Annotated in this window: 18 protein-coding genes and 1 pseudogene; 13 read left to right on the top strand and 6 right to left on the bottom strand. The window is 50.1% G+C overall.

The features are described from left to right. Positions 1-26: 26 nt before the first annotated feature. The 3 genes from ABWV42_RS08575 to ABWV42_RS19695 all read right to left on the bottom strand — a co-directional run bounded on the left by ABWV42_RS08575 (position 27) and on the right by ABWV42_RS19695 (position 2,707). Complete coding sequence (locus tag ABWV42_RS08575; RefSeq protein ID WP_353339757.1) at positions 27-488, bottom strand: very short patch repair endonuclease; 462 nt, start codon at positions 486-488, stop codon at positions 27-29. Further along, complete coding sequence (dcm, locus tag ABWV42_RS08570) at positions 481-1,554, bottom strand: DNA (cytosine-5-)-methyltransferase (RefSeq protein ID WP_353339756.1); 1,074 nt, start codon at positions 1,552-1,554, stop codon at positions 481-483. The genes ABWV42_RS08575 and dcm overlap by 8 nt, the downstream gene beginning before the upstream one ends. A gap of 340 nt (positions 1,555-1,894) precedes the next feature. Continuing rightward, positions 1,895-2,707: a DUF8548 family protein gene (locus tag ABWV42_RS19695; RefSeq protein WP_502930956.1), complete on the bottom strand. Its 813-nt coding sequence runs from the start codon at positions 2,705-2,707 to the stop codon at positions 1,895-1,897. 45 nt (positions 2,708-2,752) lie between these two features. Between ABWV42_RS19695 and ABWV42_RS08560 the strand changes: the two genes are divergently transcribed. From ABWV42_RS08560 to ABWV42_RS08540, 5 genes and pseudogenes are all read left to right on the top strand, one after another. Beyond that, positions 2,753-2,971 (top strand): helix-turn-helix domain-containing protein, encoded by a 219-nt coding sequence (locus ABWV42_RS08560; RefSeq protein ID WP_353339754.1) that lies wholly within the window; start codon positions 2,753-2,755, stop codon positions 2,969-2,971. A gap of 353 nt (positions 2,972-3,324) precedes the next feature. Continuing rightward, complete coding sequence (locus ABWV42_RS08555) at positions 3,325-4,698, top strand: site-specific DNA-methyltransferase (protein WP_353339753.1); 1,374 nt, start codon at positions 3,325-3,327, stop codon at positions 4,696-4,698. Next, positions 4,695-5,081 carry a DUF5681 domain-containing protein gene (locus tag ABWV42_RS08550; RefSeq protein ID WP_353339752.1) on the top strand — a complete coding sequence of 129 codons (387 nt, stop codon included), beginning with the start codon at positions 4,695-4,697 and terminating at the stop codon, positions 5,079-5,081. The genes ABWV42_RS08555 and ABWV42_RS08550 overlap by 4 nt, the downstream gene beginning before the upstream one ends. Further along, positions 5,074-5,460 carry a DUF5681 domain-containing protein gene (locus tag ABWV42_RS08545; RefSeq protein WP_353339751.1) on the top strand — a complete coding sequence of 129 codons (387 nt, stop codon included), beginning with the start codon at positions 5,074-5,076 and terminating at the stop codon, positions 5,458-5,460. The genes ABWV42_RS08550 and ABWV42_RS08545 overlap by 8 nt, the downstream gene beginning before the upstream one ends. A gap of 163 nt (positions 5,461-5,623) precedes the next feature. Then, a pseudogene (locus ABWV42_RS08540) lies at positions 5,624-6,763 on the top strand (IS3 family transposase). Positions 6,764-6,826: 63 nt separating this feature from the next. Here ABWV42_RS08540 and ABWV42_RS08535 read toward each other — a convergent pair. The 3 genes from ABWV42_RS08535 to ABWV42_RS08525 form a co-directional block, all read right to left on the bottom strand. Next, positions 6,827-9,142, bottom strand: a complete 2,316-nt coding sequence (locus tag ABWV42_RS08535; protein WP_353339750.1) for a KAP family P-loop NTPase fold protein — start codon at positions 9,140-9,142, stop codon at positions 6,827-6,829. Between the two features lie 612 nt (positions 9,143-9,754). After that, entirely contained in the window at positions 9,755-10,552 is a 798-nt protein-coding gene (locus ABWV42_RS08530; RefSeq protein ID WP_353339749.1) for an E2 domain-containing protein, read from the bottom strand. After that, positions 10,549-12,153, bottom strand: coding sequence for a hypothetical protein (locus ABWV42_RS08525; protein ID WP_353339748.1), 1,605 nt, complete (start codon positions 12,151-12,153; stop codon positions 10,549-10,551). The genes ABWV42_RS08530 and ABWV42_RS08525 overlap by 4 nt, the downstream gene beginning before the upstream one ends. A 132-nt stretch (positions 12,154-12,285) precedes the next feature. Here ABWV42_RS08525 and ABWV42_RS08520 point away from each other — a divergent pair, with 132 nt between their 5' ends. The 8 genes from ABWV42_RS08520 (at position 12,286) to ABWV42_RS08485 (ending at position 20,245) form a co-directional block, all read left to right on the top strand. Beyond that, on the top strand, positions 12,286-13,167 hold the full coding sequence (locus tag ABWV42_RS08520) for a WYL domain-containing protein (protein ID WP_353339747.1): 882 nt from the start codon (positions 12,286-12,288) through the stop codon (positions 13,165-13,167). Further along, on the top strand, positions 13,146-14,048 hold the full coding sequence (locus ABWV42_RS08515; protein WP_353339746.1) for a Crp/Fnr family transcriptional regulator: 903 nt from the start codon (positions 13,146-13,148) through the stop codon (positions 14,046-14,048). Before ABWV42_RS08520 ends, ABWV42_RS08515 begins: the two co-directional genes overlap by 22 nt. Before the next feature lie 219 nt (positions 14,049-14,267). Continuing rightward, a complete protein-coding gene (locus ABWV42_RS08510) occupies positions 14,268-14,882 on the top strand; it encodes a TIR domain-containing protein (RefSeq protein WP_353339745.1) in 615 nt (204 codons plus the stop codon). 15 nt (positions 14,883-14,897) lie between these two features. Continuing rightward, a complete protein-coding gene (locus tag ABWV42_RS08505) occupies positions 14,898-15,596 on the top strand; it encodes an adenylate/guanylate cyclase domain-containing protein (RefSeq protein WP_353339744.1) in 699 nt (232 codons plus the stop codon). A gap of 821 nt (positions 15,597-16,417) precedes the next feature. After that, a complete protein-coding gene (locus ABWV42_RS08500) occupies positions 16,418-16,792 on the top strand; it encodes a hypothetical protein (RefSeq protein WP_353339743.1) in 375 nt (124 codons plus the stop codon). A 204-nt stretch (positions 16,793-16,996) separates the two neighbouring features. Beyond that, a complete protein-coding gene (locus tag ABWV42_RS08495; RefSeq protein ID WP_353339742.1) occupies positions 16,997-17,341 on the top strand; it encodes an integrase core domain-containing protein in 345 nt (114 codons plus the stop codon). 149 nt (positions 17,342-17,490) lie between these two features. Then, the gene (locus ABWV42_RS08490) at positions 17,491-19,689 is read left to right on the top strand and encodes a sensor histidine kinase (protein WP_353339741.1); all 2,199 of its coding nucleotides are present in this window, start codon (positions 17,491-17,493) and stop codon (positions 19,687-19,689) included. A 1-nt stretch (position 19,690) separates the two neighbouring features. After that, entirely contained in the window at positions 19,691-20,245 is a 555-nt protein-coding gene (locus tag ABWV42_RS08485) for a hypothetical protein (protein ID WP_353339740.1), read from the top strand. The last annotated feature ends 40 nt before the right edge of the window (positions 20,246-20,285 follow it).

The following is a 20,285-nucleotide window of genomic DNA, read 5'->3' as shown; positions in this document are numbered from 1 at the left end:
TGCATTCAATGGATTTGGCAACTCTTTCAATTGAGTCGCTCCAATTCGCTTGGCATGAAGCCTGAAATTTCATCGCTGCGCAACCATGCGGCGATCTGCTCTGCAAGTGTTTCTTGCGTTTGGTTTCGGGTGGCGCATTCCCAAATGGTCAACACTCTCCATCCCGAATTCATCAGCATGGTATTGAATTTCTTGTCTCGCTCCACATTGCCAGCAAGTTTCTTCTTCCAAAAATCCGTTCGTGTTTTGGGCAGTCGGAAGAAATGGCATCCTTGGTGTGCATGCCAGAAGCAGCCATGGACAAAAATCACAGCTCGATACTTGGGTAAAACCAAGTCGGGCTTGCATTTTTCTATGCTTCTGTGAAGTGAATACCGAAACCCTAGCCTGTGAATACCGCGTCTAACGATCATCTCTGGCTTGGTGTTACGCGATCCAATGTTTCCCATCATCTCGGAACGTGTCATTGGCTGGCGTTTTTCAGGCAAGCAGGTTTCTCCGAGACTTGATTGATACTGTATTGGTTATCCAAGGTGCCATTGCTTCAGCAATTGCGACGGCAACCGGCGCTGCGACTGCATTGCCGAATTGCTTGTATGCTTGGGTGTCTGAGACAGGTATTTTCCAAGGTTTGTTGGATCCCGGGCGATCAAAGCCCATGAGCCGTGCGCATTCACGTGGTGTCAATCGTCGTGGGTTGCGTCCTGGCTGTGCTATCAGGATCTCAGAACCATCCTTATGATAGCGGGCGCTTAGAGTTCTCGCGACACTCTCGGGGGTGCAAAGGCCGAAGCCAAAGCCATTTCCTTTAGCTTTGTGCTTTGCTGCATAGGCTTGCAAGTATGCCCATAACTTGTCGGACAGAGTGTACTTCTCATTGACCAGCGCTGCTGAACCGGACGTGTAAGGGGGTTCGGCACGCTCGCTTCCATCTTCGGGATGTAGGATTTCAGAAAGCCGTGGGTTCGGGGGCTTTGGAATTATCACGTCATCGAGAGTAAAACTCGTAGGAACATCACGGCGGAAGCCCGCGATGAAAATCCGTTCTCTATGTTGTGGAAGCCAGCTTCGCGCATCGATAACTTTATGATCTACTTCATAACCCAACTCGTCCAGGGCATGTAAGATAATGCGCATGGTGTTGCCCTTGTCGTGCGACAGAAGGTTCTTAACGTTTTCCAGAAGAAATGCACGCGGCCTATGGTGACGTAGGATTCTCACAACGTCGAAGAATAGTGTGCCTTGTGTTTCATCGAGAAAGCCATGCGCTCTCCCCAAAGAGTTCTTCTTGCTCACACCTGCTATAGAAAACGGCTGACAGGGAAATCCCGCCAAGAGTACGTCATGCGGCGGAATGACCTCTTCACTCAGTTCAGTGATGTCACCTTCGATGGGATGCTCTTCACCAAAATTCTCGCGATAGGTTTCCTGAGAATACCTGTTCCATTCGCTGGTGAATACACAGGTTCCTCCAATTGCCTCGAAACCTATTCGAAGTCCTCCAATACCTGCAAAAAGGTCGATGAAGTGAAATCCGTGATTCTTATGCTGCATAACAAAACTTCTACCAATGTAGTTACACCATATCCAGGCCTACTGTGCCTCAGGAATCAAGATGTTCCGGGTTCATGCCAAGTGCATTGTTTCTTTCTGCTCAAAGCGGGAAAACTGCAATTCTGGTTTCGGACTCGCAGGCGTCACTGGGAACGGCGGATAGTTGCATTTGGTTCATTCAAATATCGGGAACCACTTTAGACGACCACTTTGCGAAGAGTTCCCATGAAAAGCCACCAAGATAAGGAACACTTGAAAGATGTTGTGGAACCCATCGTTTGAAACCTGTTTCAAGAGGCGAGTCTTGCCTCTGCCAAACCAGCCGGTGTTGCCGCGCAATTTACTGTGCGCGCTCAAAGCTCCAAATGGCATAGTCCAGTTTGCGGGGCGTCCAGTTTGGATCGATGGATTTCAGCGAAAACGTAGCTAGTTGGAGCAGCTCACGGGCCGTTTCGGGTGACACGACGTTTGGGGAGCAATCTAGCGCCCGGGCAATGAAACGAAGCACCATTCTGTCAGGCTTGATCAAGTTGTCATTGCCTGCAAGCATTTGAAAATAGTCGAATGAAATACCGCTTCGCTGTCCGGGAATTTGAGACACCCAGTGTGCGGCGTTGGCCACCTTGCTTTCATCCATATCAGAGAAGTCCTCAATGCCGGAACTGACCAAAGCGAGACAAAACAATCGGACGGCTTCCGACTTGAGGATGCCGGATCGAGTAGAGGTTCTTTGGCGATTTCCGAACAATGTGTCCGCAGCTTCAATCTCTTCAAGGCCTTCGAAGAGCGTTAGCAGCTCGCTCACCTTGTGCTCTCCTTGAAGTCGCGGCTGTGACTGTTCGATTGAAAACTGCCATTCTTGGTTTTCGCAGAACCGAACAACAGTGTTCCGCGTAGAGGTATATGTAACACCGATCGAATACACTGCGTCTATGACGCAAAGGGGAAGAGACGCATAGAAGAACTCTACTGGCAGCGGGGCTGGTCGAAGACCGCAGTTCCGAACAAAGGCGACAAACTTCTGAACTGAAACAGTATCTGTTGGAAACAGTTTTTCTGAAGAGAATGCGTGGGGAAGCAAATATCTTTCCTTTCTATCTAAGGTTGAATTTATGAATGCTTCCTTGGCCTCCAAAGTCCACCTAAATGTCACTGATCGTCTGTGGTTTTTTGTCCAGAGCTGGATTATCCGGGATCAATGTCAATTCGATCGCGTCTCAGCTCAAATTTACGATTACTGCGGTTACAAAGGCGGTGGTCACAAGCGGAGCTTGCCAATCATTCGGGCTTGGAATGCAAGACAATTCGCCTGATTGAAAGCGAAACAGCATTGCCAACCATTGAGGACATAGATCGAATAGCCTCTGCTTTAGAAGTTAACTGCAGCGACCTTCTCGATGAATTTGAACCAGAGTAGTTGGCACACATTCATCGGGCGACAAGTAAACCAATATTTTAGCTTCTTGAGTTATTCCAGGATGTGTTCCTGAAGAGACGGCTACGTCGAGCAACAGACGGGCAATGAATGCGTTGCACGCCGATTTTTTAGAAGGAGCGGAGCTGAAACCTACAGACTGTGCGAAGTCGTTTGGTGTCAGTTCGCTGCGAAGTGGCGGGTGGGGAGGCCTACCTGCCTCGTGCCAGTAATCTGGCCCTTTGCAAAGAACCTCGAAAGGTTCGGCCTCCATTTCTCGTAACCTTCTGGACTCGCTTTGAAATTGAGCGGCCAGAGGCCGCTCTTCTTAAGGGCGGTAATAAAGGAGTTCCGAAATGGAAAACCCCAATTCAAAAATCCGAACAACCGGTGACGGAGAGATGCCTGCGCGAGATGTTAGGTATCTATCAGTTGGTGAGCTGCGACCATACTCAGGAAACGCGAGAACACACTCAGCCAAGCAGATTTCGCAGATTGCTGCCTCGATCCGAACATTTGGTTTTGTAAACCCGGTTCTCGTCACTGAGGAAGGTGTCATCATAGCGGGGCATGGTCGGGTTGAAGCCGCTAAGCAACTTGGGATGAGCCGGGTGCCAACGCTCGAGATCTCAAGTTTGAGCCCGGATGAGTTGCGAGCCTACGTGATCGCAGACAATCGGATCGCGGAATGTGCCGACTGGGACAAAGACATCCTTGCGATTGAATTTCAGGCGCTGGCGTCGGCTGAGCTTGAGTTTGAATTGGAGGTCTCTGGGTTCGAAACAGCTGAGATCGACCTTTTGCTACAGCCGCTGGAAGCAGATGAAGCTTGCGATGATGAATGTCCACCAGCTGTTCCAAAGGGTGATCCTGTTACCCGCGTAGGGGATATCTGGTTGCTTGGTAAACATCGGTTGGTGTGCGGCGATGCGCGCCTCGCAGCGACCTATGGCGATCTGATGAAGAGCGAAAAAGCGCAGGTCGTGTTTACCGACCCACCATACAATGTGAAGATTGACGGACACGTTTGTGGTGGCGGAAAAATCCAGCACAAAGAGTTTGCCATGGCTTCGGGGGAAATGAACTCAGACGAGTTTAAGCACTTCCTGATTTCGTCACTTCGAAACATGGCAAGGGTCAGCAGCGATGGTGCAATTCACTTTGTCTGCATGGATTGGCGGCACTTGCCCGAGCTGCTTTTCGCAGGTGCAGAAGTGTATTCGGAGCTCAAGAACCTTGTCGTTTGGAAAAAGACAAACGCTGGCATGGGGAGTTTTTATCGTTCTCAGCACGAGCTTGTCTTTGTTTATAAAAATGGGCGTGCCCCGCACAGGAACAACTTCGGTTTGGGGGAGAGAGGGCGATACCGCACCAACGTGTGGGAGTATCCCGGCGTCAACTCTTTTGGCAGAAATCAAGCGGATCTCGAGTTGCACCCAACAGTGAAACCGGTGGCTATGATTGCCGACGCACTAAGAGACGTAAGCAGAAGAGGGGAGGTCGTATTGGATGGCTTTGGCGGAGCTGGTTCAACCTTGCTGGCTGCTGAACGTACTGGTCGTAGAGCCAGGCTGGTGGAGCTGGAACCTGCGTATTGCGATGTAACCTGTTTGCGGTTTGAAAAGCTAACCGGGCAAACACCCACTCTTGAGGCTTCAGGACAGACCTTTCATGAAGTTTCCCGTACTCGGTGTTCTCTCGTTGAGACCGGCATGGAGGCCTCACAATGAGTAAGTTGGAACCGTACAAGACCGGCTACATGAAACCGCCAAAGAATGGGCAGTTCAAAAAGGGGCAGTCGGGAAACAAGAAGGGTCGTCCACGCCGACAGAAGACACTCTACGAGACCCTCAAAAGCGTACTCGACCGAAGGATCAAGGTGCAAGGGAGGGATCGTAAGGTGCCCATTGGCGAGGCGTTGATGTACCGCCTGAAACAAGAGGCTTTGAAAGGCGATCGCCGCGCAATCGCGCTTTCCCAAAAGATCATCGTGATGGCGGGTGGTAACAAGCAGGTAATCGAACCGGTCGATGTGACTGACGCCATCGAGCGTTTCCATCAGTTGTGTGCAGAAAACCACTCAGACGAGAATGAGGAGGCAAACAATGACTGACGACGATAGCGTCGGGTACGGAAAACCACCCAAAGAACATCAATGGAAACCCGGGCAGAGCGGAAACCCGAAGGGGCGCCCAAAGAACTCGACCGAATACCTGGCCCGGTACGCGGAAATTCTCAATGAGCCGGTTAAGGCTCGTCGACAAGATGGTTCGACTACCCGCCTCGAAGGATTTGAAGCGGCCTATCTGGAACTCTGTCGAAAAGGTTTGAACGGCAACATTTCTTCTTTGGTCCTGGCTGTCCGAACAATGTTGGAGTTCATTCCGGAAGGGCAGGAAGCCGAGAATACACTTGCGGCTGAATCGGAGGGAGCTAAGCGGCGCTTTTGGGAAATGGCATTCGGGCCTGCGCCCTGTCCGCTCGATGATTAATGCCCAATGAGAGGCGCTGAGCGGCCCGCAGGCGCCGTGTCGGAGCGCTTTAGGTGGGGGGGGCTGGCCGAGCTTTGATGGGGGGGGTAGCCTCCCGAAAATGGGGCACTGACCTAAGCTACGATTTGTTGTCTGCCGATCTTCGACGAAGAGGAGATCAGAGATGTCGAAACGGAAGCAGCATTCGCCTGAGTTCAAGGTGAAGGTGGCGCTAAAGGCGTTGAAGAGCGAACAGAGGGTATCCGAACTGGCGAGCCGGTTCGGGGTTCATCCGACGATGATCCACAGCTGGAAGAAAGCCCAGCTTGAAGGCGCGTCTGGCGTTTTCGAGCGCGGTGGCAAGAAGGTCCCTGAGATTGACGAGGAGCAGGTCAAGGAGCTGCAGGCGATGGCCATGGCTAACGATTTTTTGTCACGAAAGCTCAAGCCGTGGATCGGCAAGTGAGGTGCAAGATGGTCGAGCCCGCAAACACCAACCTGTCGATCGGCAAACAGTGCAAGCTGCTGTCGATCTCTCGGTCGTCATTTTACTACCAGCCCAAGGGCGAGACGGCGATGAATCTCACGCTCATGCGCCAGATTGATGATTAATTCCTTGAGACACGGTTCTTTGGCGTTCGGCAGATGACCTGGCACCTGCGCAACGAGGGCCATCTGGTGAATAAGAAGCATATCCGCCGGTTGATGCGTTTGATGGGCCTGATGCCGATCTACCAGAAACCCAACACCAGCAAGACGGCGAAGAGGCACAAGAATTTTCCCTACCTGCAGCGCGGTCTGCGCGTGACGCATCCCAATCAGGTCTGGGCCGCCGACATCACATATCTGCCGTTGCGGCGTGGGTTCTTGTATCTGGTCGCCAACATGGACTGGCACACCCGCAAGGTGCTGGCTTGTCGGATATCGCACACGTTGGAAGCCGACTTTCGCGTCGAGGCGCTGAATGAAGCAATCCACTAGTTCGGTCCGCCTGAGATCATGAACGCCGATCAAGGCAGGCAGTTCGCGTCCTTTGCCTGGACAGACCGGCTGCGCCGATCCGGCGTGCGTATCTCAATGGACGGCAAAGGCCGGTTCCTCGACAACATCTTCGTCGAACGGCTCTGGCGGTCCCTGAAATACGAAAGCGTCTAGCTGCACGCCTGGGAGACCGGGGCCGTGCGAAAGTCGGCGTTGACAAACGGATCGAGTTCTACAATATCAAGCGCCCCATTTCGCCCTTTGCGGTAAACCCCCGGCCGTGGTCTATTGGCTGAGGAAAGACGAAACCCAACCCGATCAGCAGGAGAAAAGAGTAGCTTAACTTCCGCCGGAAACTGTCCAAGCATCGGGGAGTAGCTCAATTTCTCAAAGTCAGCTACCGTTTCTAACTTTCAAAATGGGCCTGTTTACCATCGTCCTCTTCGCGCATCCATGCATCAATGTAAAAACGCAGAATTCCTAGTTCATGCGAATACTCCTGCGCTGTTGCAGTGTTGTCTAATTCGACCAAACGCCTATGTGCCGCCTTGACGCCGTAAAAATCTGAAATGATCGATTTTTCAAAGCTTTCCGTCCGTCGACCGACTCGATCACCTACAGTTTGTGATTGCCCAACCAGCATGGTGTTTTTTATAAAGAGGCAGAAATTGCGGTCATCGGCAGCGACTTCTTCAACCCATGCCTTTGGTTCATCCAAGCTGTCGGCATAGTCTCGCCACCTATAGAGCAAGTTGGTCAGGTCACTGCGCTCAAGAAGCGCTCTTGGGCGTTCTGCAAGTTCGAGAAGTTGACGCAGCCATTCATCCTTTAAGGACTGTACTTCTTCCGACGTCAGAACTGGCTCAAGTGATCCTTCCCTTCCAGTTGGACGGTCGGTCGGATCATTCAAGTGGATGATGAGCGAAGCGACTTGCAAAGCTCCGGTTGATTTAAGTGCATCGAGAGCCAGCTGGCCGCGCTTCGCTCCTGGAATACAGCGGATGTACCAACTTGCGGCACGCCACCCTTGCGTCCAAGTCGTATTAAATGGGTCTGGGTCTTCTTTGTTGGCATTTCCCTCCGCAAGTTCGAACATTAGCGGCAAAAGCACTGAAGCGTTTTCGGTCGGCAATTGCCCCACAAATTCATCCAGCATTGAGACGAGCGACGGAACAATCTTCCTATCGCGAATTGTGGCAATCATAGATTTGAGTTGCTCCTCACTACTACTGGCGGCAACGAAATCTTGAAATTCTCCGTACGAGAGTTCGCCGATCGGTGGCTGAAGCTCGAAATATTTTGGGAAGAAACGTGGATTGCACACACGTTTTGAAATGGCCCACTCCTGCTGCCACTCCGCTCCATAATCTGGGCCACCAAAAGCAGACTCAGTCTGAGGAAACAACTGCCTTAGAGCGGTAGTTGCGGTTTCGCGCATATCTTCTCTGACTAGAGCTACCAGTGCATCGAGTTGTTCTCGATTTTTCGCTTCACTAACGCCCCCCAGAAATGGGCTTGCACCGGCTACCAAATTTTGACGGCTAAAGAGTGCCGCATGGAATTCAGGCTCGAATACTCGTAGCGTTTCCAATGCGATAAGATCAATAATATTAACCTCAAGCCCATTGCTCTGAGCGTGTAGTGGAATGTGAGTTGCCAGAGAAGAAACCAATCTACGGGCATCTCGCAAATTATTCACGAATGGTTGAATGCATCCTATCAGAACATTACCCCACCGAACGGCTTCAAACCCGTTTTCGCTGGTTGCATATTGGTTCGCCAATAGAGCAAGTTCATCCGTAAAGATGCGGTGTACGGTACTGCTAGGTACAGCGGGCAAATCGAAACTCATCTGAACGATCTTTTCCAGAAACTCACGGCCATCTCCGTTAGCGATCGGGTTTAGCGCCGCCTCCACGACATTCTGCTGAAACAATAAAACGAACACAATGTTGGGGAAGTTTGCATTGGCTTTTACCTGGCGGATAAGACCTCGTATTTCTTCTTCCTCGAGCCGATCTATGTCATCAACGAAGACGATTAACGGTCTGTCCAAGATCAGCAGGCTTTCTACTAATGAGTCCCGGATGTCTTCGATTGGTTCGGCCCACTTGTCCTTGCCGAAGTAGAGCAAGAGTTGACCAACAGTAGGAATGACCAGTGCAGCGATTGCGATAATAGCTGCAGTCGTCGCCAAGGTTGGGATTTCAAAACTTAGGGCTCCAGCCAATGAAGCGACGGCGGTACTACCCAACACCAATTTTAAGGCTCCAGTAGCCTCGCCGATTGCCTTTAACGGTCCCTCTGCGCCCGTCATAATTGCCCCATATCGGCGGAATAGCAAAGAGCGCCTTACGGCATCCTTGGAGTGCCCAGTCTTGAGTTTGTTTGCTATTTCTTGAAAGAGAGCTTTTGAAATAGCATCTGCATCACCCCATCGCCAAGGATTAAACTCGATCCAGAAGCCACCCTCCATGTGTTCGGTGATGAGGTTCATCAGCGAGGTTTTCCCATAGCCCCAACGGCCGCGAATTGCATATACTCGGCTGCCATCAAGAACTTTTTGAGACAGAACGTCAGCAATTCGTTTAGCGAAAACAACCCTGCGTAGTTTATCATCTGCTGAGCGAATAATCGGGCCTTCGGTTTTTATTTCAGCTTGCTGCTCTAGGGTGTCTACTTCCTCTATCGGGCGTTTAAGTCTTCTACCAAACAAATCCACAATTCCCTCAATTCGATATCATCTACAACCTAAGCAAAAACACCTATGAATCTATCCAAATCCTCAACTACAACGAAGTGACCACGGGATCTCCAACTTCAAAGGAAGCCTCATGCGGGAAACGAACGTCGAGTTTGGGCTGTCAGAGGTCGGTAGATCTTTTTTGCACGAAAGGTCGTTTTGGGCACAATATCCTCTCCAAAGGGCGGATTGTGTGCATTCGCTGCATCTGCGAGAGCCACTCCTCTGATCTTGGAAGGCAGCCATTCAAAGGTTATGGGTCAATACCTGTCATGCAGCAGCCAACTCCACGATCAGCAATTCAAAGATAATTGGCTGTTTAAAGTTTAGAAAACGGTCAAGTCGGACCTTGCCGATGCCGTGAATTGCTGCGATGCGTCTTCTCTAGACCTGACTTTAGCAACATTTGTTAGGGTATTCAAAGAAGTGCTGCTTGGGTCTGCAACCAAATCAGTGGCAGCAATGCGCAGATGGCACTCGTTGCAAAATTATGACAGCAACGGCACTCATACCGACCAACCTCGACCAATTCGGACCCGCAGCCAGCTTGTTGATATTGCGGTAAAATTTCCGCAAAGCAGACGCTGCATTCTAACCTTTAGGAAGCGGACAGTTTTTCATTGTGCCACAGCACTTTACTCCAGTTTGGATGAGATCTGAAATCAACTTACCTTCAGCCTTGCGCCGACTATGTTCGAGCAGAACCAGTTGCTCCACTGACGTGCGATTTGGGCAATCCGCCCGCAAAATCGCCTGATGTACTCTATTGCACCCGTCATAGCATTCATCAGTTTCACAAGAGAGTTTTCTATGCTTCTTGTGCTTTCTTCGACATCCTCGTGGACAGGGCGACCTTGCATTCACAAGTGTAACTTTATCTTTTGAGAGGCGCGGTAGTGCTCCCGATAACCACCCTTTGGCCCGAAAGATAGATGTTCGCACCTCGTCAAGCCAACCAAGTGACTTAGCTATCTCCTCCATTTTCAACTGATCAATCGCTGCACTGCCATGGCTTAATCCCGATGCTAGCGGCCACACCCCAAACTTTTCAGCGTACCGCTGATTGTTCAGGTAGGAATGCAAGCTAGCCCACCAATCCTCGGCTTTTTCTACGGATTCAATCGGGGCTTCGGAATTATAGCCCAAGCAGAAGGTTGCGTCGGGATTGATATGGCGCTCAACACAACACAACGGCAATTGAGCATCTGCGCGCTGCTCCTCCACACTAACTCGGTTCTGACCATACGACCGTACTTTCAATTTGAAAGTACGCAGTTGGGTCTTGCGTGAGCCAGAGGGGGTCACCACGAATACGAGCTCGTCAGCTCCTTCATTTGTTAATTGGGCCCAGTCTGGCTTGGCTTCCAGCAGTCGTTTGAGTGAACTCATTTTGCCTTTAGGTGCGCTCGTGGAGTGCTCACGTTTGAAGTGGAGTGAGCGCGCGCATACAAGGGAGTGGAAGTCGCTGGAGGAGTAAATTCAGACAGACAAGTGGTAACATCTTCAAAGTTCATGTCACTTGAAAAGCCTTGCTCATCAAAAATGTCGTTTAAGGCAGAGGGAGCGGCTTTAAGCGCCTTTGGACCAAACAACGTCCCATTTTCAGGGCATTCTTGCTGCATCTGCTCTGACCTGCTGGAAGCAACGCTGGAAACGAGGCGAACAGAACGCTCCCCTCTTATGCCAACTCTAGTAATGGGGGTTGGACCAAGCTCAGCACCAATGGCCAGACCAAGAGTTTCAATTCCATCCAACTCTTGCTGGCAAAGCTCGAAAGATGAACGTAGTCCTCCTGCGCATTTTGCAGCCAACGACACACTCTCTCGCTCGTTTGCTTGCAATCGGTCTCCTTCCGCAATCACAGCGTGGATGCAGTCACCGATGAACCGCACTTTTCGCCCTCCAAAATCAGCCTCCACCACATTCTGAAACTCCTGCCTGATGACAAAAAGAGCCAGCACAGCTTCGGCAATCTTGCCAGCTTGTACGGCTTCATCGACATAGTTTGTGTAGCCAGACAGGTCTGCAAACATCGAAACCAGCGGCATCCGCACGCTCCGGCTTGGAGAAAGCTCAGAGTAGTCGATTTCACTAAGTGGTGGCTGTTGATAGGAAAACTTGAACGACGGGTCGGTGATGTCCGGCATGGTTCCGTTGTGAATTTCACTCTGCCAATCAGACAACAGTGCCGTAGATTTACTCACTGCGTCTTGGACACCAAAAACGATGGTTCCATCATCGCTTCTACGAGCGGCGTTAAGGCTGACAAAGTTCTGATCCAACCCGCTAAACCGCTCCAAAACACCAAGCTCTGGTACGTTTAGAAGCGCTCTGACCCGATCCGAAACATATACGCCTGGCTCATCGCCATCGGCCAGCTTCGCAGCATGGTTAGCAGCACTTCCCAAGAACATTGGTTCCTGCTCGCCGCTGGTACCGTTGTTGATGGCAACGCATGTCCCAACATCCACGCCGATCCGAAAACGAGCGGTAAACTCGTTGCCAGCAAGCGTTCTGTTTGCTTCATCCGCAACCAGTTGCAAGTCATGGATAAAGGCAAAAGCCTCAGCGATGGTTTCCCTAGTTACGCCTAGTCCAGATTGCCCAAGGATCACGGCATGCATTCTTCCGCCGTGAAAATCCACGCGCTGCGCAGATGACTGTTCGATCACGCGATCTGCAGCGCTGTAATGGAGATGCAGGAATCTGAGTGCTTTCTCATGGGACGCCTCAGTCTCCCGCTCTTCTTCTAGGCGATACTCGTCGTAGTTGGTGATCGCAATATAGATTTGAACTGTGTCGACGACGACTGCTTTGCCCTTCTCCAAGCTGAAAAGTGGAGGAGTAACGGCTTGTTTCTGAGCCATCAGAGCAGTTCTGCGCGCCTCATAAAGAGGCATGTAATCGTTGAAATCTTGAACGCTAAATTTGGGAGCATCCCCGATCAATTTTTTGATGCGCATTTGCGCTGTTTGGTGTCGCCAGGACATGGCAGCTCCTCCCAGTTGCTCGCACCTGAGTAGATAGGAGCAAGTTCACATTAACTTTGGTACTCCTATAAAATGGGGCTTCATAAGTGAATGTCAAGGTGCTAGTGTTTTGGAAACTTGGGGGAGGCCACTGTGGAAGTACTACATAACCTGAAGAGCAACATTCGAAGGCGGTTTGAGTTCATTGAATTTTGCTTGAACTGGGACGGGAAAGTCGGTCGTCCTCAGCTTCAGGACCAATTTTCGATCTCACCTCAACAGGCGACAAACGATCTGACTACCTACCTCGATGCCTGCCCAGGCAACATGAACTATGACCCAAGACAGCGTGCATACACTGCGAATCCGAACTTCAAGCCGAGGCTCATTTCAGGTGAAGCATCTGAGTATTTTATGCATCTTGAGATGCTCGCCAAGAATTACAGGACAGAAAGCGAAATCTGGATAAATAACATACCGCAGGTTTCGACGGTATCAGTTTCCTCGCGGCCCTTGAGCAAAGTAACGGTGAAGGCTGTAGTGCAAGCGATCAATACTGAATCCGCTCTCCTTTGCGAGTATGCTTCAATTAGCTCTGGCAGCAACAGTGAGCGCACGTTGGCACCAACGGCATTAGTAAGTGACGGGCATCGTTGGCACATTCGGGCGTATCACTTCGAGAAGCAGCGCTTTGGAGACTATGTTCTTACACGCATGTCGCGCGCAAGAGTAGCTCCTCTGCCCGATCAACCGGTTCCTGCCGACGACGAATGGGCTGATAGCGTTACAATTGAGTTCTCCCCAGCGCGAGCGCTCAATGAATGGAGACGAGCCCAACTGGAACATGAATATGAAATGCAATCTGGAAGGTTGAGCGTTTCGACAACTAAAGCTCTGCTATTTTATGTTTTGCGCCAATATGGGTTCAACCCATACGACCTCGAAGAAAATGGAATGATGCGCAATGTCAGCAGCTTTCAGTTAGAGGTGTCGAATCTTGATGAGGTAGAAGAGTGTTTACGAAGAAGAGCATAGATCATCGACCAATTATCACAGAGAACTCAGATCTTCCCCAAGCGGAAGTTGACCGACAGATCGAGATTCTTAAGCGCAACGAATTGGTTGGCAATAGTGATGAATTGGCGCAAAAAATCTTTGAAGCCTCGACTATGCATACCTGTAAAAGAGGCTTCCAAATCATTTGCGAAGGGGAGGAAAAAGACGACGTGTTCTTCCTTCTCTTTGGCGACGTCTCAATCACTCGAAAAGGCAAGGAAATTGATACCAAGTCCGCCCCGTCCAATATCGGAGAACTCGCGGCCAATACACCCGGCGACCCTCGCACAGCAGACATATCAGTTGTTTCAGAAACCGTACGGATGAGAGTTATCTCTGGCGCAGAGTTTCGTAAGATAAGGGATGCTAGCCCGGAATTTGAGAAGGCCCTCAATCGTTTCATAGCTAAGATGAACCGATCCAAGATAGCTCAGCTTGGGCAGAAAAGTACAAAAACAGGCATGCCTTGGTATGTGCTGTCTGCCACAGTAAGCTTAGCATCTATGTTATTGGCAGCACTTCTTTTCTGGATGAGCGAGTTTAGCTGGCTTCAGTCGAGCGCTGGCACTTTGTTAGTCGGAATTTTGGGCTTGGTGGCTATGCTGTTGCTTAACCCAGACCTTGTATACCGCAACATGTTTAGGTTTTCCGGTTTTGCGGTTGTTGGCCTAATAGCGTGGGGGTCGGCAAGCTGGGCTTTTAGTTTTGATGGAACAGGTACCAAGATTCCTTTGTTGATAGATTTCAGTGCTGGCGGAGAAATGAAGACAGCCGCCTTGGTTGGAAGCATTGTTGCCCTTCTCCTGCTTGCAGGTCTTTCCGCATACCATGACCGAAAGATGAGCAATGATTCTACGTAGCGGAGGGCGCTGTCGAATTATGACCTCGTCCGGTGCTCAGGGGGGGGCATCAGGACCAGCCAATTGGCTGTCGACTGAGGTTTTGGGCCAACGAAATTGTGTCTATTCTTGCGGGAAGCGCGTACGTTAGTATCGCTGGATTCAAAGTTGCGGACCGAAACGCCAGTCAACATGTGGGTGAGGGTATTGTTTGATCCGTCTCAGCCACGGTCTGCATCAGTGGCTGCGGCTGAGCCGACGGTTAGTTTGGTCGTGTCAGCAGAACACTTCACCGCTACCGCGTCCCAATTTCCAGATATTTGGCGGCAAGTTGCCAAAGAGTTTGGCGAACGGCTTAGACAGCGAACAAAAAACATTCGGCCGTCAAATCCGGTGCCATTCATGTTTGTCGCATGCGCGTCGGAAGCCCTCCCTATCGCGAAAGCCCTGCAATCATTTTTCGTTGAAAAGGAAGTCGTCGTCGAAGTATGGACGGATAGTGTTTTCAGGCCCTTGCAGGGAACGATGGAGAGCCAGGAAGGGAAACTTGAAACGGCTGATTTCGCTGTCGCGGTCTTTAGTGCCGACGACAGGGTTGAAAGCAGGGGAGTGGAAAAAGCGACTCCACGTGACAACACCGTCTTTGAGCTGGGGTTGTTTGCAGGTGCAAGGGGTGAGAAGGATCATTCTTTGCAGTTCAAAAGGGGGGGCGACATTAAGGTTCCCTCTGACCTAGCAGGTATTTCTTCGTTACGCTATAAGCCATGGAGCAAGGCGAGGAGCCAGAAATTGCAGAGGCTTGCAGAGAGTTCTTTGAACGGACTTCTGCGCTGGCTCCGAGATATTCACACTTGAATTTGGAAACCTGAGATGGGCCTCAAGGCTGATTTGGAAGCAGACGTTAAGAAAATATACACGGAGCTGTGGGCTCGACGGGATGGCCGGAAAGTTCCAGAGGACGTAGATCTAAAGTCAGGAAATGACGCCGTCGATATCGAGGTTACGATTTTATATGCTGATCTCGACGAATCTACTAAGCTGGTAGACAATTACAAAGACTGGTTCGCAGCCGAAAACTATAAAACCTTTCTGCAGTGCGCGACAAAGATAATTCGTAGCGAGGGTGGCCATATCAGGTCTTTCGATGGGGATCGTGTTATGGGAGTATTTTTTGGAGGCACAAAAAATACTGACGCAGTTCGTTGTGGATTGAAGATCAACTGGGCTGTCAAAAACATCGTGCAGCCGCAGTTAAAGGTACAATATCCCAATACTAAATACGTTATGCGGCACGTGGTGGGTATCGACACGTCAAAGGTCATGGTCGCTAAGGCTGGCATTCGAAATAACAATGATTTAGTTTGGATCGGAAAATCAGCCAATCATGCCGCCAAACTATCTGCGCTGTCGTCTGACACACCCACTTGGATCACTAACACAGTTTACGATACCATGCTGGATAAGGCTAAGTTTAGCAATGACGGCACCAATATGTGGAAAGAAAAGACGTGGACCCAACGAAACAACCGTCGTGTTTACTGTTCGACATATTGGTGGCCATTGAGTTGAACGAGTGAGCGCCGCCGTGTGCTCAGATGTCAGTCATCGCTAATGGGTCCTTGGTCTGTTTCCGGAAACCCAACCAGAGTTCGAAAAGTCACTTACTGCAGCAAAGCGGGGCGTGGGTTCTCGTCGGGTGTGCAGCCGCAGCGAGCGGCAGCAAGGTTCCGCAGGCTGTGAGTTCGATCATCTCCAAATTTGCTCGAGCGGCGAATGACCGGAAAGCGAGCTGCGACTTCAGCAAGTTGGAAGTAGGGCAAAGGTCCGGAATGGGCCGTGAGTGATGGCGCTTTAAGCGAACTATTTTTGTAGTGAAGCACAACAGCAACTGGCGATTTCGAGCCCAAAGCCCCGAATGCTCGAGGAGCCCACGTCAGCTTTTGAACCGTTTTCGGAAATTTAGGACCGCCTTACGCGCGAAAACGCGCGAACTCAGTTGGTCATGTCTAGAGGGCAAGGCGGAAACCCTCCATTTTGAATAGACGTAGTTTGATATTAGTTCATTTTCCTGTTGGAACGTACGTCACTAAAGTCTTCGCGATTCCGATCCAAAAAACGATCTGGATATTTCTGCCATCCACTACGATGCGTAGAGTCCGCCCATTTGAAGGACGGAAAATGAGGCGAGACTCCCTGACGAACAGATCATCCTGATGATCAAGGAACAGGAAGCTGGCGAAAAGGCGGCAAATGTGTGCAGGCGCTACGGGCTCGGCAAAGGCACCGTCTGCAAAAAATGTCCAAGTATGGCGTTAGTAGTCGTCCGATGAGAAGAAGCCCCGAGCGCAGGAAGGCGAGAAAACGAAGCTGAGAAGCTGTTGGCTATAAAGATGCTCGACAACGCGATGCAGCTGGATGTGAACTCAAAAAAAGTGGTGACGCCCGATGCTACGCGGGCGGCGGTGGCGCATCTGGTAGAGGTCCATCAGGTGAAGCAGCGGCGGGTACGCTCTGCTCTGGAAGTGGGGCGTTCAACGGAGTGGTTCCAATCGCGCCGTTCTAATGATACGGACCTGCGCGATGCCATTAAGGAGGTCGCCTATGAGCGTCGACGGTGTGGCTGTCGACGACTTTACCTGATGACCGAACGGCAGTGTTGGCCCCTTCTGGCAGATTTGCCTTGCAAATCGCTTGCCGGGCAAGGAGTGAACCACAAGACGTTCCGTCAGATCTATCGCGAAAAACAACCCCAAGTACGCCGCTAGAGAGGTAGAAAGCGGACTCTCGGCTCGCGAAAGCCGAAGGAGATTCCAGATGGGCCGCACCAGCGTTGGAGCTTCAATTTCGTATCTGATACGCTGATCGATGGTCGCCGGTTCAGTATCGTGATAGTGGTGGATTGTCACAGGTATGAGAACCTGGGGCTGGTGGTCGAAACATCGCAATAGGGCCTTCGGGTCACGAGGAAGTTGAACCAGCTGCTTGTAGAGATGGGTGTGCCAAGTATCATCGTTCAGGACAAGGGCACTGAGTTCACCAGCATGGTGGTGCTAAGATGGGGGCGGGAGACCTGCATCGATTGGCACTACATCGTGCCAGAGAAACCAACCCAGAGCGCATTTATCGAGAGCTTCAAAGGCAATCTGAGCGGCGAATGCCTGAATGAAATAAACTTCAGTTCGATGAACGAGGCCAGATTGACGCTGGAAGATTGGCAGGAAGGCTACAACACCCACAAACCTCTTTCGGCGCTCGGAAACCTGAAGCCCAGAGAGCTTTCTGGGAAAACGATGATGAGCAAGATGGCCAGGTGAGGCCATCAACCAAGCTCAAGGACACGCCGAGAGGTGGAGTAAGCTTGGAGCTCAAGGCTAGTTTTTGTTGGTATGTCAGGTTTTCATCGACAAGTGCACAAAATGCTGCATGATGTGTCCAACTTTTTGAAGATCCGGAAACTGTATTTTTGCACGAAACACTTTCACAAAAGCGCATTAAGCAACTAAAAAAGCTGTGCGAACTATCGGATGCAGATGCTGCTATACTGTGGCTTGGTGATACGATTGAAGACAAAAGGCACTATCTCTGTTCTTACTCCTATGGACTGGATGAAAGTACTATTGAGAAGCTCTATGGGCACTCTTCGAGTGCAGCACGTGATGACGAAATTGAGTTGGAAGTAAAACGCTGCTTGGAGAGTGCCGGGCTAGATGGCCAATCGTTCGAGGTATTACCAATTGTCAGCGGACGAGGTTTAAACGATGATTTTGTTACCTCGTCTACTAGCCACAACCTTGGTTTTCTCGCGGTACGCAATCCAACAAATGTAGATGGCTCCCAGTTCTTGCTTTCGATGGATTTGTTCGCATCCATTTTGGCCGCAGGACGAAATAAGAGAATTATTGATGCGATCAAAAATACTCAAGAGCTACTGGAAGGCAAAGAAGGGGACATTGACTTATCGCTTATGAAGATTGGTGACATGGTCAGGCGCCTGATTGGTGCCGAGCGCTTTGTTTTCAGCAATAGAAACTCCATGTCTTCTTGGGTCGATATATCGATAGAGCAGGACGAAATTTATCAAGAAGAGGTTGAGGTCAGGTTTACGAGAGAGACCGACCCAATGCGATTGGGAAAAGTTGAGCGACGGCAGATTACTATAACGGAGAATGATCAGGACAGAAGCACTGAAATGATAATTGCTCCTTTGCTCCAACCGTCATTCCCGCTTTCTTGTAAAAAGCTTAGTCAGTCCCAAGAGTTCCTCGGCAATCTCAACGCAGATAGAAAAGAACAGGGAGCCTTGGAGTCAAACGAAGTCTCCCTGCTCTTTATAGGAAAGAATGTCGATGGATACCTACAAGATGAGTTTAGCCAGACCGATCTGGCAGTCGCATCGGGCGTGTTTGGTTACTTGAGTCATTATGCTGCGGCCTGCATTTTTGACGAGAACTACACAATCGTGTCGAAGTACCTACGAGAGCATAGCGGAACAGACGCAACAGATCCCTCTCGGTTATTCAAAGTCTTGCGGAAATTGACCAAATCGCTTGTGGCTGTCCACAGCTACAAGGCCCACTTTGAAGATGAGCGCCTAAGTTTAAGCGAGACAGGATCAGAATGCGTCGAGCCGATCGAGAAAGTTCCGTCAGAATACCTTGACCGACTGTCTTCGACAATTAGGGCCAAGGCGAGCGGTGAAACCATTCTGGACGCTGAGTTTGGATTGGAAGAATCCGGTGGAAGGTATTGGTTCGAATTCTATCTGCCCACACCTGCTGGTGCAGATCGTCTAATATTAGCTGAGATAAGGCGAAACCGGGTCTCTGAGTCGATTCTAAGGGCTTTGGTTCTTTTGTTCAGCGAACTGTATGTTCGTCTCCAGAAAGTTGAACACGAGAATGATCGAGCCACCTTCTTGGTGCAAGTTCGCCACTCAGTCATCCATCACTTCGCCGCGGCCGACAACAACCTCAAGACACTTGAACCCCTCTGGGAGCGTGGCAGTAAAAACAAAGAATATTGGGAAGCGTTGAGGGACGACCCGCTTATTGGACGGAAAGTTCGTCGCGCGATATGGTCTCTAGGTCAAGCCAATTTGATCTTGGAGAACGGAAAGTATCTCCTGGACCATTTTGAGACAGAACCAGTCAACCGGAAGAATTATAAGATATCAGAGATAATTACAGATTGCTTAAGGACTGTGGAGGACCAGAGACTAGCAAAGTCCCTTACGGTTATCCACAAAACTGTCGGGGCGCCCCAGGGCGTAATGAACTCAGAGGAAATCCCCCTAAAAATCGCGATGCTGAATCTATTTGATAATGCAGTCAAGTATACGCAAGTCGGAAAGACGTTGAGATGGTTCTTAGAGTACAGACACGATCGATATCGCTTTGAAATCACCAGTTTTGGCCCAAAGTTGGACCCGAAACGCAAAGATAAACTGTTTAGTATAGGCTACAGAGGTGTCCAAAAAGACCACCTCAACCAACGGCAGGGAACTGGCTTGGGATTGCCTGTTGCCTACCGTATTCTTAAGTGGTTGTCGCCAGAGGCGGTCTTGGATTTCGAACCGCATGACTTTCATCCAGACATTGATGGCGAGGGTAATACGTTCTTCTTCGAAATGCCGTATCTAACTGGCACCTCTAGAGAGGACTAAAATGAGCAAAATCCTTTCCATCTTGCATGTTGAAGACGAATGGCATGAGTATACTGACTACGTGCATCTAGTTAAGAACTTAGTAGAAAGCTATTGGTATGAACAAACCAAAGAAGTAAAATTCGCTAAAGTTAAAATTTCTGGTCAAAGTACTGCAAAGCTGACTGAAGAAAACAAGAAGCTACCTTTGAGTTGGCAAGCTTTTTCGATCGCCACAGGTCTCGATGACGGAAGTTTTATAGAGTATACTTTTGTGGGTCCTTCAACTGTCCCTGATGAAGTATTGATCAACCTTGCCAAAAAACGATTTTTCATTCTCGATGTGCTACGTCCTAAAGAAGGGCAAGCGTCTCTCGCGGTGTCCGTGGATGAAACGCTAAACTCTTTGCGCGGATATCTAGAAGATATTGAGCAGGCGGTTCTGTTTACGGCCCATCAGGGAAATGGTGTCGACTATTCTAGCCCGAAAATGCCCAGAAAAATAAGTAAAGATCACAAGAGTGAACTTGCCGAATTGCTTTCTGAATTGGTCGTGGGGTGTCTTACCGGTGGTTAATCTGGTTTCTGGAACTTGTAACGGTGCTGAAAGCGCAAGT

It is taken from the genome of Pelagimonas sp. KU-00592-HH (assembly GCF_040369695.1).
GTDB lineage: Bacteria > Pseudomonadota > Alphaproteobacteria > Rhodobacterales > Rhodobacteraceae > Shimia.
The sequence above is the reverse complement of the archived record's forward strand: the minus strand, read 5'-3'. Positions and strand labels throughout refer to the sequence as shown.

Excerpts from the sequence above, each read along its gene's own strand:
- ABWV42_RS08560 (WP_353339754.1), top strand. The coding sequence starts at position 2,753 with ATGTCAATTCGATCGCGTCTCAGCTCAAATTTACGATTACTGCGGTTA.
- ABWV42_RS08530 (WP_353339749.1), bottom strand. The coding sequence starts at position 10,552 with ATGAGTTCACTCAAACGACTGCTGGAAGCCAAGCCAGACTGGGCCCAA.
- ABWV42_RS08505 (WP_353339744.1), top strand. The coding sequence starts at position 14,898 with ATGGGCCTCAAGGCTGATTTGGAAGCAGACGTTAAGAAAATATACACG.
- ABWV42_RS08500 (WP_353339743.1), top strand. The coding sequence starts at position 16,418 with ATGCTCGACAACGCGATGCAGCTGGATGTGAACTCAAAAAAAGTGGTG.
- ABWV42_RS08555 (WP_353339753.1), top strand. The coding sequence starts at position 3,325 with ATGGAAAACCCCAATTCAAAAATCCGAACAACCGGTGACGGAGAGATG.
- ABWV42_RS08545 (WP_353339751.1), top strand. The coding sequence starts at position 5,074 with ATGACTGACGACGATAGCGTCGGGTACGGAAAACCACCCAAAGAACAT.
- ABWV42_RS08525 (WP_353339748.1), bottom strand. The coding sequence starts at position 12,153 with ATGTCCTGGCGACACCAAACAGCGCAAATGCGCATCAAAAAATTGATC.
- ABWV42_RS08550 (WP_353339752.1), top strand. The coding sequence starts at position 4,695 with ATGAGTAAGTTGGAACCGTACAAGACCGGCTACATGAAACCGCCAAAG.
- dcm (WP_353339756.1), bottom strand. The coding sequence starts at position 1,554 with ATGCAGCATAAGAATCACGGATTTCACTTCATCGACCTTTTTGCAGGT.
- ABWV42_RS08485 (WP_353339740.1), top strand. The coding sequence starts at position 19,691 with ATGAGCAAAATCCTTTCCATCTTGCATGTTGAAGACGAATGGCATGAG.